The organism is Acidovorax sp. KPB24-03 (genome assembly GCF_057546605.1).
Genome location: NZ_BAAJYR010000011.1, coordinates 33809 through 46921 on the forward strand (window position 1 = coordinate 33809; position 13113 = coordinate 46921).

The following is a 13113-nucleotide window of genomic DNA, read 5'->3' on the forward strand; positions in this document are numbered from 1 at the left end:
ATCCTTGCCAGCGCGGCTCGGCTGCACACGTATGTCGGCAATAAGCACGTAAGCATGTTCGATCTGCGCGCTCTAGCCGATGACTCTCGCGAACGGATACTCAATTGGGCATGCAAAGATGCTGTGAGAGACCTCGCAACCGTACTACAGCGTAGACCATTTCGCGTTGTCGAAGCGCCGACCTCTGAAGCGTCTCTGGAACCCTACAAATCTCAGAAGCCCAAACTGATTGAGATGGGAATGCACGGGAAGCAGCTGCATATGCAGTTCTTCAGCGTCCGCACCTATGTCCACCGTGAGCCCATCTCCATATCGGAAATGACCGCCTCTCAGCGACGTGTCTTCGCCGAATACGACGAACTGATTGGAGTCAAGACGCGTGCCGTGCCGTGTTTCGATACCGTCGTTATAGATCCAGAGACTGAGCTAGTCCAGATCCGTGTGGATTTCAAGCCAGGCATGACCGAAGACAAGGAAACCCCCGCGTTCCAACGCACCGTTGGCGAACTGAATCGTATAGCTGAAAAGCATATCGGGCATTTTGCTGCGAGCGCAGGCTTAATGGACCTTCATCCCGCCATTAGCCCGCTGTACAAAGATGACCGTTGCGGCCGTGTGACTACGCTTGGTTTCGTCGCAACAGGAAAGTCCACATCGTCGAACAACCAAGGGCAGCTTCATCGCAATAGAACAAAGGATTTCCGTAAGGACGAGTTCCACTCGGGTGGCAAGGCGAACGTGAACCGTATCGATCCTTACACAATTGGCGTCACCTGGGACGCAAAGCCTCCGAAGAGCGATCTATACCTTGAGATTCACGGGAACGCCCGTGCGATCTACAAGAGTACGCTGCGTTCGGTCACGGTTGCGACCATCGTCGGATGCACCGACGTCGCTGACTTTGACTTTGTTGCTGGCCAAGTGCTGAGCCGCCTCAAGCGCGCGCCCAAAAAAATGACCGTGGAAGACCTCATCCGTGGCGATTGGGCTTCGGAGCCCAGCGTCATGGATGCATGTCTGAACATTTGGCAGACGCTGTCGGAACGCGAGTTTCAGCTCGATCACTACACATTCGGAGAACTCGTAGAGCTAGCGAAGTCGAATGACGAGGCGGTAGCTTCAAGAGCTTTGCTTTATCTCGCCAGTCCCAAGATTAAGGTGCTGAGTACATGTCTCATGTACGAGTTCGATGGCGGCTTTTTCGAGCTACCCAAGGAAGAGATCTCGCACTTTGCCCGGGGCGAGACTGTCATTCATCCAGAGTCCGGCAGCCCGCTTTTGGAATCAGAGCTCCTGGTTTGCTTCACCCCAGGTCCGCGCCTGCAATCGAAGGGGTGGACATGAGTCACATTACCCTTGAGCAATTCAACAGGTACGCGGGAAAGAAGGCGGTGCAGGCGGCGTTCGAGCGAGCAAGAATCAGTGAAGAAGGCACCTATCAAGAGTTCGTGGACCAGCTCTACGAGGATCTCGATCAAGCCATTTACGCACTGCAAGCCTCCCGAGAGATGCGGCAAGAAGATAGCGAAGATCGCATCACCGCCGACATATTGGCGCGCCTGAACGTCGTTGGCTATGGAGCAACACACGACACCAAAACTGGGGGGCACGTCGACCTTTCTATCCGTCTTGGCGATGATCATTCGTGGATTGGTGAGGCAAAGAAAGACGGCAACTTTCAGGAAGGCTTCTTGCAACTGACTTCACGCTACGTACAGGCATCGGGAAACTATGCTCACGATCAGGCCGGGCTGTTGTTTTACCTGATTGAAACGCCTGACGCACTTGGAAGACTTAACGGATGGCGTAGCAAGCTCACGGAGGATGGCAGCGTGGCTGAGGACTGTTCGAAAAACTCCCTGGCGTTCTATTCAACCCACAAGCTCGCTGGTTCGGGGACGAAATTGAAAGTGCGGACTATGGGTGTTTCTCTCTATCACAAGCCTCTCGACAAGTCCGCGAGAGCGTCGGCGGCAAAAAGAGCTGCCAAGAAGACGTCCCCGCCGATGAAGAAGAACGCAGTAAAGGCCGGCGGATCGTGATTTATGCCCCTCGCAAGTGAATGGGCTAGCCGCAGCTTGACGTCTGATGCGTGAGCTCGCGCCAGATCGTCACTGTAGGCAACTCCAGTTTGCCTTTCGGTAATTTGAGACCGTGACTGTTTCGACAGCAGGAGCAGTCAGTCGGCTTTGCGCACCGACTGTCGGCTCACGCGGCGAAGCCGCCGTCGACCAGATGAGAGCTGCTTCAGGCTGATCTGAGTCGTTCGCGGTCCGGAGGCTTAGCGACACAGACTCAGCTAGTAAAGAAATGATCTCTTGACGCTTACAGCTAGTCTGCAGAGCTCTCACCAGCTGCCTCCCTGATTCTGGCCCATGAGCCCACCCGGCCGTGAGTGAAATAGCCTATGCAATGGGTGCCACTGCAACCAAGTGGTTTGAGAAACTAGTTTCGGTTTCACATCGCCAAGTTGCCCAAAGTTTGCACCCCTCGGCGGATCCAATATCCAGTTCCAAAGCGAGCCAGTTGCGGGCCGCCATGACATGCGTGTCATGGCCTGGAAACGTCATAACCTCGGCGACATACTGCACATCGATGTTTTGAGGTTTCTTAGCATTGGAGTTCAACCACGCAAGAAACAACCGCTCCGTCACCCCCATCAGCGATGGGTGAACAACGGCAGACGAAGTAAATTGGTGCATCTGCGACCATGTTTCCGAAGCGGGCAGGTCTTTGCGGTAGGCCGTTCCCCACGCGGCAACATGCACGTCCCCGGAGACCAGGGAAACTCGAATCTTCTTGTCGCGAGCAAAACTAGATAGAACTTCGAGCAGTCGCTTTCGCTCTCCCTCGTGGTCATCATGGGACCAGTGATCTTTGAGGTCGTCGGCGTTGCTATCGGTGACATGGTCCTGCCCGAATTTATCCAAAAACAGCTCTGCCAATGGCAGCTTTGGGTGCACCACCGGCACGGAGGACATGAACAGCAGGTGCTGGCATCCAATCTTCGGTTGCGGTCCCGCGCCTCCAGATTTCAGGTTGCCTGTCCATTCTTTGATTTGCCGCCAAGCATCCGATCCCATGACTTGGGTTCGGGAGCGCTCCGTGCGCAAGTCGGCAGCGACGATGGATACTGGCCCAATCGAATAGGCAGACGTAAATCCTGGCTGGTTGTCGAGCAGCGGGAGTGCCAGCGCATCCTTGGCAAGCACCTTGCTCCACGGAATAGGCTTTAGCAGAGGGTCCTGACGGGTGAATCCTGCGGGTGTTGTGTCTTCCAACTCAGGCAGATCTTCCAGCGCATGTTGCATCTGAAACACCCAAAACGCCCTGCGCGCATGGCGGAAGAGTGTTTGAAATAGCTCGCAGTTCTGCATCTCGCAGCTGTATGACCCCCAGCCGTCAAAGATGTCGTGGTCGTCCCACATCATGATAGTTGGCATGGACGCCATCGCTGCCCCCGCATCAAGCGCAGCCGTCGCGGACGACCATGGCTGCCTCTCAATGGGGAGCCATCGTTGTTTGTACAGGCCGAGGTAGTAGGCTTCTATCTCACGTTCGAGAGGCTTGCTGACTTTGAAATCCAGCTGGGCCTGGCGAGGCAGGCCAACCCATTGCCGCAGCGCTTTGATGTCTTCCCAGATAGAGTCAAAGTAGATCTGGTCACCGCCCATGAGCATCAGGTGAAAACGCTGCAGGCCTTTGTCATGAATGCGCCTCTCATGCCACAACTGTTCTTTGTCCAGCAGCTTGACTTCTCCCTCCCCAGGCTTTCTGCGCAGTTTGCGATCATGGCTGTAGAGCAGGTCTTCCCACACCGCATCTGATGTTCGGATGATTTTTCTCATCACCGCAGGGTCAGAGAATCCGTTGCACGATACATAGGCCATGCGCGGAGAAAAATCCTTGCCGGGCACTGTCATGTTCCAGGTCAGCCCGCCAGGAATGCCATAGCTCACCGTGCGCTCATCCTTCAAGACTTTGCAGGAAACGTCGTAGCGCAGATAGCGCTCGCCACGCGTTGACCACAGCTCCTTAGGTGCTGAACATACCTTGCCATCTACCTGGAACTCCGGAATCTCCGCACCTGTCTTGAGACCAATCAGTGCCGTTACTCTCCAGGCATCGCCTTTGCCGGTGCCCCGAAACGACAAGACTGGTCCTAACAGAAGATCTTTCTCATTCATTGTCAGTCCCTCCTTCAAGAATTCATTTCTTTCGCAACCACCTTGACGATCCGCGCCCGAGATACCGCTCTGCGCGCCACCAATGTTGCCTCCCCTGTTTGCTGCAGCCATTCAAAGAACCGCTGACTGGCATGGCGCGTCTGTGAGTCATCACGGCAATTGGCAAGGAAAGCGAACTGGACCTTCTGCACATCATCTGCCACAAAGACTCCAAAAGGACCGCTTACTACCGTAGCGTCGGGGAACCCCAGCAGCGAGGTCGCTTGGGTTTCAGTTGCCCCACGGTGACAAGCAATTAGATGCAGGGGCCCATGTGCCGACGCCAGCAAGTTGACGCGTTGATGATCTTCTAGGAATGGGCGCCCCACGAGTTCTCGTGCCGCGGCTACACTCAGAGAGGCTGGAATAGCGTGGACGACCACCATCACGTCTTTGCCATCCAGACTGACGATTGCGCCATCGTCCACTGCCCTGGCACCCTTGATTCCACTCAAAGCAGTTTTGAGCGTGGCTTCCATGGCCTTCTTTCTTTGTCGGAAGTCCAGGCGCGTCCAGTCCAGCGCTGCCCCGATATCAAAACGTGTTGACGCCGTGGCCTGCACGCCTCGTTGGGTAAGCGATATCACCGCATCCGACAAAGCTTCGAATACGCGCTTCTTCGCATCGGCAAAGGTCTTTACTTCACCGCCTCGGAAAGCTGTTTGCGTGGAAAGATAGTTTTGGAAGCGCTTGTTGCGCTCCTGCGCTGCGCCCTTCGTACCTACTACTGTTGGCAACGCTACCAAGCGTACTTTTGCTTGCGCTGAACGAAGCCCTTCCATGTACTCGGCATGGCAGATACCAATGTCCTGATCACCTGCTGCCCAACCTGCATTGCCATTCGACAACACGATCAGCACATCGCAGTCCCGGACCGCCTGTAGGCAAGCATCCCAGCTGTCTTGAGTGCCTTCAGCTGGAGGCGCGTCTTCGTTGATCCAGACCTCGAACGGCTTGCGTCCAAGGATCTGAACTGACTCGATTTCAGCTTTCAATTCCTTTCGCAAATCTGTTAGCGTGGTGCCGCTGCCCGCTGGAAACGGGTCCAGGCAACGGCTGGACAGCATGATTCGGATGAGTGATTTAGCCAAGAAGCCCTCCTTGTCGCTTTAGATTGGCAGTATGGCGTCAGCCCCCATCTACCAATTGACATGCAGTTGCATCTTTATCGCCGATTGCAGTGCTAGGAGGCAACGGATCCATCAAGGCCGACTTCAACCGCGACCCACACCAAGAAGCACGCTCGGCTGACCATTCAAGTAATTCTCTAGTCATTAGAGTCGTTTGCATCGCTCCTTCCTACGCGCCCGAAGCTCTCGTCTCCCTGTACTCGCCCGCACAAGTTGATCAGGCCTCTTCGGGAACATCGTCGCGGCACAGCGGCCGGATGAGCGCTCGCTCAAAGGGCGAAATGCCGCCGAAGTCTCTGGCTCGGCGCTTTGCAAGAGCCGCGAGAGCGTCATCTAACGTTTCTGGGTTCCTCAAAATCGGCATAAGGCGTTCGCCAAGTTGAATCGGAACCCCATATTCCTCAAGGGCGGTGATAACGGGGCTCATGAACATTGATTCAAGTTGCCCACAGAAGAAAGCGTAATCTCCGGGCTGGTAAGAGTGTCGCCGAAGAACCTCCGCCTGAATTCGATTGACCGCGCTCATCAGACGCGGGGCCTTGAAATTGACCCACTGCCGAGCGAATTCCAGGAATGTCTCGAGCGCCTCATCCGCCTCGTCCCCTGACTTCCCCTTCACCGCTTCGCTAAGCTGAGCGGTATAGCTTGGCTGGCTGCGGTACTGATTGATTCGGTAGGTGAGTTGGGCCGCGGTATTCACTCCAGCACCGCCACGCACTCCGAAGTGACGCCACGCCAGGTCGAACACAACCTTCAAATCGTCGTAACTCGGCATGCCGCGCCAAGACAGCATCGGGCCAAGCTGACCAATTTTCTCTGCTATTTCCCGTGCTAAATTGATCTGTCCCCACGGTTCAAGCCCAGCGTTCTCCTTGATGGTCTCAAGCGTCACAAAATCCTGCTCCCAGATTTGCCGCATTCGCCTTGTCGCCTCGTGCGAAAGGTCGTTCTCATCGAGCTGGATCAGTAGTGCATCCGGAGCATTGCCGTTCTGAGTGAAGACTGGGACATCGACGAACTCCAATTCCGGCTGAGGAGGTTCATTGAACAGGTAAACATGCCCAACAAAGTGCTGCCACATCCTTCCAGAACGGCCTCGGATGTTGTTGAAAGTGAAGAAATCGTACTTCCGGTTGCTAATCTTGTTGTCGGCGACAACCACGTTACGTGCCGCAGTGTTGACGCCCTCGATTAGGGTTGAGGTGCAGACAAGATAGTCCAAATGGCCATGGTTAAAAAGTCGCACGAGCATCTGTGCAACGGAGCGTGGCAGCTTGCCGTGATGAATGCCGACTCCACTCTTCAGCGATTGGACCAAGCCCCATCTAGGGCTGTAGTTCTTGCTAAGCCAGTCGATGGCAGCCTGCAACACTTCACTCGGCTCGAACTCTGCGTGCACTCCTGCAACGGCCTTGCCGAGGAGCCTTGCACCCTTCACGGATCCGCTGAAGACCAAAGTCGGCCCGGACAATTGTGGGACCAACTTCTTCAACCGGGCACTCGCGTCACCGCCAGCAGGCACTAGATGCGTATCAGATGCAACCGTGCTGAAGTCAGTGCGGATGAAGGAGCAGTTGTAGTTCGCGCCAAACCCGTCTGGCAATTCGTTGATGTTGGGCCCGAGCATGTAGAACTGCTTGGCCTGCTTCGCGAGTCGGTAGAACGCATGATTGAGGAGTACAGCACGTTCGTCACCTTCGCCTTCGTCAATCTGGAGCTTGTAGAACTCGTCGATGACGAAGAAGTCGATGTTCTCGATATGGGGGTTCTCGACCACGCGCTCCTGCGTATGAATGAAGATATTCCTTTCGGCCGGCACCTGGCTAAGGTGAGTTATCACCTTGTATTGGCCACGGAATCTCATTAAGCGCCGACGCGTCTCGTCTACCAAAGCTAGTGTCGGGACGACGACGACGATGTTGCTATGACGGCCGCTGGCGATCATCGCATCAATGATGAGGCTCTTCCCAAAGCTGGTTGGTGCACTCAGGATCACGTTCCGGCCCGCCATCAGTGCTCGGTACACCTCGGCCTGCTTGGTCGTGAACACAATGTCCTTGGGCATTGCATACGGCCGGTGGGTCTCGGTCGCGATGAGCGTTGCGACATCCGACTCGGATGTGTCTAGGTATGGAAAAAGACCTACAGTGCGCAGCAGCGTCTGGACTATGGGGGCATACGGCTTGAAGACAGCTTCACAATCGAGAATGCGGATCAGCAGGTCGCGCGCTAGTTGCAACTGGTCTTCATCGGGCGCCAGCGAAGCAAACGTCGACAACTCCGCAAGGAAGGTAAATGCATCGAACGATTTACCTCGGCCAGCGCCATCGAGCAATGCACGCAACCTCTTGTAGTTCATAGTTCCCTGGCTGCTTGCAGGCGTTTGTTCAGACGAACCAGGAGGTCGTTCTTGCTGGCCATGGGGAATAAGAAAAGCTCGATACGAACTTTCGTTAGCGTATTCTTGGCCGCAAACTTCTTGTGATTTTCTTGGAGCTCCGCTTCGAGAGCGGCCTTGTAAGCCTGCGATGCTTCTGTATAGCCTTTTGTTGTAGCACTGTCATACGTCAACAGGACTGGCACAACAATGGAGCTCACGACCTCATCTAAGGACCTGTTTCGGTGCAATAGGTCGGTCACCCGATCAGTACATGACCAGTTCGGATCGAGCTTGCCAGTAATGAGGATGAACTCCTTACGGAGGTAGTCATCTTTGAAGTGAGCCTCTAGCTCCGGTATTACATCAGCAATCGCTTTGGTGATGCTCTTGTAGAACTTGACCTCGCCAATCCAGAGTTCAAGTCCTTTTGAGGTGTTGAGGACATGCACAGCGTCAAAGCCCTTGACCGTGGCATTGACAGCATCCTTGAAGAAAATCTTGCTGATTGCGGGCTCTGTCCCAACGGCTTCCCGCATCAGGGCATGGAGGAGAAGCTCACCGAATTCCCCCCGCTTGTCATACTTGTCCGTGTCATAAACAACTTGCGCCGCCTTGCGGATCTGTGCGACCGAGTTGGTGTCATTGATTGACTTGCGTTCCGTATACGAAAGAGAAAACTCTGGCAGCCACTCCATGAGATAGCGGGAAAGCTGGTCGGCACGCCATTTTCCGGACTCATATCCCGCACAGACGCCGTGCAGCTGTGGCCGCAGTGAGAGCTGGTTGCAATGGACGCTAAAGAATCGAGCCATTCCCTGTGAATGCTAGGGCTGCTGGCGATTAGAAGTGCAACTATTCGCCTCCCAAGCGCTGCCGGCCCCACCCCTTCGTGTTTCTAGTCGTTACAGCATACATCATTGGTAGGCGTCTACGACCACGTTGTCTATAGCGACAGTCTTTTTGCGACGCGGTTGGCCATTTGCAACGATGACCGCATTAGGCGCGAGACTGAAAGCTAGATCAACCTCACCGAGCGGCCAAACATGCGACAACGTCGACTTCAAGCGGCGGATTCAACCGGTCGATGCAACACATGCGTCGAACATTTCTACAGGTGTTCTGAACCCCTGGGTCTTGCGGGCCCGTTGACTCAATTCCATCGCAATGGCATCCCGGCGCTCGTGCGAATAGCCTGACAGGTCCAGGCCTTTGGAAGGTACTGCCTACGCAGTCCGTTTGTGCTTTCATTGCCCCCCTGCCTAGACTGATGCAGGTCACAGAAGTAGACCTGGATGTCGGTTGCCATGGAGTAGCGCTTGCGACCCGCCATTTCCGTGCCGCGATCCCAGGTCAGGGAGCGATAGAACTCCTGCGTTCATGCCAAGGCCGCGGCTTCGGTGTACGAGCCCTTGTCCGCCAGCTTGAGCAGCGTCACGTACCGTGCTTGCCGCTCCACGAGGGTTGCGATCTGGCTGTGGGCATCGCCGAACAGAAGGTCGCCCTTCCAATGGCCCAGCACTGCCTGGTCCTCCACATAGGCTGGGCGCTCGCAGATGAACACGGCATCGACGATCCGGCCATGGATGGCGGTCTTCTATGTGTAGTGGCGCGAACGGCGCATGCCCCTCGTACGCCGCAAGTGCTCCAAAAGCTCTTTCTTCAAGGCACCGCGCGCCTGGACAAAGAGCGTGCGGTATCTTTATCCGGCGAGTGATCAACCTGTGCCCAAGTACACAGCAGGCTGACCACTTACACTCAAACCTCTTCTCTAGCGAAGGCGGCATTCGCCTTTCTGGCAGCTGTACCAGCAGACGCGTTGCCTGTCCTGAACGCGCGGTCCCGCGCCATGAACGCCTGCAGCATATGAGGAATCAGCACTGTCGCGTTCACGGCCTCGCTATAGGTCTGTTCATGCAAAGCTGCGTAGCGGTCGAGGTCTGCCTTGAGGCTGGCCGGGCAGATGAAGGTCATCTTGATGCTCTCGGTTTTGGGCAACGGCCCTAACCGTAGTTTCTTGGTTGTGCTCATCGCATCTCCCTCCGATCAAAAAACATCGGCTGGTACGGCCGCAGCACCAGGTCCCGGTTCACGATGACCCGCACCGGCAGCCCCGGCCGCGCCGTAAGCGTCGGCTGGATGTTCATGCTGCGCCGGGTCATCTCCTGCCCTATCTGGTTCACGCTGTCCTGCACGCTATCGCGCCCGGCAATCACGATGCGGTTCCCATCCTGCCGGTTCTCGGGCGCAGCCAACTCGGCCCCCACACCCAGCAGCGTGGTCAGCGCCGCGCCGGCCACGATGCGCGCCCAGTGCCGATCCACGCCGTCCTCCAGCCCGGCATAGCCCGCTGGGTCGGTGCCCATGAGGTTGTCCAGCGTCAGCGACGAGGTATCGGGCAGGATGACCCGGTTCCACACCATCTGCACCCGGCTCTGCCCGTAGCTCACCTGGCTGTTGTACTTGCCCAGGATGCGAGAGCCCTGTGGGATCAGCAGGAATTTTCCCGTGGCCGTGTCATAGACCGGCTCCGTCACGGTGGCGATCACATCGCCCGGCAGATCGGACTTGATGCCCGTCACCAGCGCCGCGGCAATCACCGTCCCTGCCATGACCTGGTAAGGGGACGCCGGCAATTGCAGGCTGCCGGAATTGCGGGTTTCCGCAGTTCCGGCTTTCTGGAATCCCTCTTTCTGGTCCTGCCGGTTTTGCACAGCCGTTGGGTCAGAAGGCTGGGCCGCCGTCGAGGCGGGCCCAGCCGCGAGCGGGTCAAACCCCGCCAAGCCGGCTGCCAGGGCACTGGGTGCCGCGGCACCCTGCCCCGCCGGCACAGCAGCGGCACGCTGATGGGCCGAGCGGAAAAACACCGACGAAGCCGCTGCCGCCTCCGCCTCCTTGCGCAACGCATCCTCGGGATCATGCCCCGGTGGCCCGTACACGGGCTGCTGCGACTTCACGATGGCCGACCCCAGATCGCCTGGTAGCGGTGGCCCCAGTTCAGGCACCTTCCGTAACTTCGAATAATCAGACGGAAGCTGGTCCAGACCTTCCGACTTCGAGACGCGATCCACGTTGAACAGCTCGGTCTGCTCGCCAGCGCCGCGCCGATGCGGCTGCAGCGACCAGATCATGGCGCCGAGCACGGCGACCGACAGGCTGCCAGTCAACATGGCCAGCGTGCGCCGGTTCAGGCGTGTCACCGGCCGAGGCTGGGCGCGCAGCGTCACCGCTTCAGGCGCTACCTTGCCCGGCTGTGCGGCGAGATCGGAAGTATCTTCTTGGCTCATGCTCAGCCTCCCCTCTTGCCATCCGTGCGCTCGATCCGCACCACCTCACCTTTGTCCCCGCCCAGGCGCAGCTCCGCCGCGCCAAACAGTCGGTCCACGATGTAGTACGGTGCACGAAACCGGTAGTTCACCAGTTGCCCATCGCCCTGCGTCCCGATCACGAACAGCGGGGGCAACTCACCTTGCGCAATGCCCTGCGGGAACTGGATATAGACCTTCTCGCCGTCATCGAAGGCCCGCAGTGGCTTCCACGGCGGATTGCTACCGCTGACCGCATAGCGAAAACGGATCTTCTCCAGCGTCAGGCCAGACTCCACCGGTGCCGCAGCGCCGGCCGCCTGCGCCTGGCGCTGCAGGGCCAGCATCTTGTCCTTGGGATACTCCCAGGACACCGATGCCATCCAGGCTTTCTCGGTCGAGGTCAGCTCAACCAGGTAGGTCCTGCGGTTGGTGGTGATGACCAAGTTGGTCTTGAGTCCCGAGCGGATGGGCTTGACCATCACGTTGACGCGCAACGCATCGCCCGCGCCACTGGAGGTATCGCCCACGATCCAGCGCACCGTATCGCCAGCGGCCACCGTCACCAGTTCCTCGCCCATCTGCAACGAGATCACCGTCACGCGCCCTACGGCCGCATAGACCTGGTACAGCGCGCCATCGGTGAAGGGCCAGACCTGGATGGCGTTGACATAGCCCTCTCGCGTGGGCGCAACACGCGCCTCGGCGTTGGCCCGGGAGACCCGTTGCTTTTCATCGGGGGACTCGGACAGTGCCTTGGCTTCACCGTCCGCCAGGGGCTTCATCTGCCCCGGCATCGGCAACACCTTTGGGACCTCCACCACTTCGACCGGCCTGGGCGGTTCGGACAATGGGCTGGCCTGCACGGCCTCATCGAGTGCGATGTTCGGCGGCGGCTTGCCTTGCGTGGCGCAGCCCGACAGGACTGCGGCGACCACGAATACACCGATGTGAGAAAACAGTTTCAAGGGATTCATCATTTGGTTCCTTCGTTTGCATCCAGCTCCCGGCTCCACGACAGGCCGTTGACATAGATGCCCAATGGGTTCTTCCGCAGCCGCTGCTCCGTACGCGGGGCTTGCAGCACCGTGGAAACCACGGCGTTCCAGCGCTCCGTGCCGGCGGGCGCGCCGTTGACGAAGCGCTGCTCCGTCCAGCGCACGTTGAACGAGGCATCGCTCGCCCGGACCACGCTGGTAATTTGCACCGACACTGACTCCTTACCGATGCGGGTGAATGGATCGTTCACCCGTGCGTAGTCGTTGAGCACGACCGCACCCTTGTCGGTGGTGTAGTCGTAGGCGTCGAGCCAGTTCTGCCGCACCACGATGGGATCGATGGACAGCGAGCGCACCAGGCCGATGAAGCGCCCCAAGTGGTAGGCCACCTGCGCATCGCTCGGCCGGTACGGCGTGGCCGCTTCGCCCACCGCGCGCACCTGCCCGACCTCGTCCACCTCGATCACATAGGGGGTGACGATGGACTGTGCCGAGCGCCAGACCAGCCCGCCAGCCATCAGCAGCGCCAGCGAAAGGCAGCCAAAGGCCATCAACCGCCAGTTCTTTGCCTGCACGCGGGCCGAGCCGATGCGCTCGTCCCAGACCTGCGCGGCCGATTGGTAAGGTGTCGCAGGCTGCGGCGTATCGCCATAGCGCACCTGCGGTCGTTTGAATCGCATGGTTTGTTCTCCTTATGAGTCGGAATCGCGCAGGCTCGGGCCGCTGCTTGAGCCGCCGCCGTCACCGCCGCGCAGCGAGTGGGCTGCGGTCGTCGCGGCATGGGTGAGCTGCTGCCTGCGGTGCAGACGCTTGGCCCATGCCGGTTGCTCGGTGGTTGCGGCCTCGGCACTGCTGTCAGCGGCAACGCCACTGGATGTCGGGGGCGCATCCTCGGTCCGGAACGCGGCAGCTGCACGCTCCTTGAGCGAGCGCGCCCCATCCGCTACCTTCTGCCCGGCCGCTTGAGCACCGGCCTTGGCGACAGTGCCCACGCCGGCCGCAGCGCCCCGGACGCCGCCACCCGCAGCCGCGGAGCCTTCGTCGAAGGCCGCCTTGGCGCCGCGCGCACCGCTGCCC

At 58.2% G+C, this 13113-nt stretch carries 10 protein-coding genes and 2 pseudogenes; 2 read left to right on the plus strand and 10 right to left on the minus strand.

The features are described 5' to 3' along the window. The first annotated feature begins 54 nt into the window (after positions 1–54). Positions 55–1344, plus strand: coding sequence for a hypothetical protein (locus tag AC27KI_RS03555; protein ID WP_487112604.1), 1290 nt, complete (start codon positions 55–57; stop codon positions 1342–1344). Further along, positions 1341–2042, plus strand: a complete 702-nt coding sequence (locus tag AC27KI_RS03560) for a hypothetical protein (protein ID WP_487112606.1) — start codon at positions 1341–1343, stop codon at positions 2040–2042. The genes AC27KI_RS03555 and AC27KI_RS03560 overlap by 4 nt, the downstream gene beginning before the upstream one ends. A gap of 363 nt (positions 2043–2405) precedes the next feature. Here the strand turns inward: AC27KI_RS03560 and AC27KI_RS03565 are convergent, their stop codons facing one another. The 10 genes and pseudogenes from AC27KI_RS03565 to AC27KI_RS03610 form a co-directional block, all read right to left on the minus strand. Then, entirely contained in the window at positions 2406–4187 is a 1782-nt protein-coding gene (locus AC27KI_RS03565) for an alkaline phosphatase D family protein (RefSeq protein ID WP_487112608.1), read from the minus strand. Between the two features lie 14 nt (positions 4188–4201). Further along, a complete protein-coding gene (locus tag AC27KI_RS03570; RefSeq protein ID WP_487112610.1) occupies positions 4202–5317 on the minus strand; it encodes a DUF4062 domain-containing protein in 1116 nt (371 codons plus the stop codon). Positions 5318–5573: 256 nt separating this feature from the next. Next, positions 5574–7715, minus strand: coding sequence for a DEAD/DEAH box helicase (locus tag AC27KI_RS03575; RefSeq protein ID WP_487112612.1), 2142 nt, complete (start codon positions 7713–7715; stop codon positions 5574–5576). Further along, positions 7712–8548, minus strand: a complete 837-nt coding sequence (locus tag AC27KI_RS03580; RefSeq protein ID WP_487112614.1) for a HamA C-terminal domain-containing protein — start codon at positions 8546–8548, stop codon at positions 7712–7714. The genes AC27KI_RS03575 and AC27KI_RS03580 overlap by 4 nt, the downstream gene beginning before the upstream one ends. Before the next feature lie 261 nt (positions 8549–8809). After that, positions 8810–9432 (minus strand): annotated as a pseudogene (locus AC27KI_RS03585) (IS30 family transposase); the annotation flags it as partial. 59 nt (positions 9433–9491) lie between these two features. After that, on the minus strand, positions 9492–9764 hold the full coding sequence (locus tag AC27KI_RS03590) for a DUF2274 domain-containing protein (RefSeq protein ID WP_487112616.1): 273 nt from the start codon (positions 9762–9764) through the stop codon (positions 9492–9494). Continuing rightward, positions 9761–11020, minus strand: coding sequence for a TraB/TrbI/VirB10 family type IV secretion system protein (locus AC27KI_RS03595; RefSeq protein ID WP_487112618.1), 1260 nt, complete (start codon positions 11018–11020; stop codon positions 9761–9763). Before AC27KI_RS03595 ends, AC27KI_RS03590 begins: the two co-directional genes overlap by 4 nt. A gap of 2 nt (positions 11021–11022) precedes the next feature. Further along, complete coding sequence (gene trbG / locus AC27KI_RS03600) at positions 11023–12015, minus strand: P-type conjugative transfer protein TrbG (protein WP_487112620.1); 993 nt, start codon at positions 12013–12015, stop codon at positions 11023–11025. After that, positions 12015–12716, minus strand: a complete 702-nt coding sequence (trbF, locus tag AC27KI_RS03605) for a conjugal transfer protein TrbF (RefSeq protein WP_487112622.1) — start codon at positions 12714–12716, stop codon at positions 12015–12017. The genes trbG and trbF overlap by 1 nt, the downstream gene beginning before the upstream one ends. Before the next feature lie 12 nt (positions 12717–12728). Then, positions 12729–13113: pseudogene (locus tag AC27KI_RS03610) on the minus strand (P-type conjugative transfer protein TrbL); the annotation flags it as partial.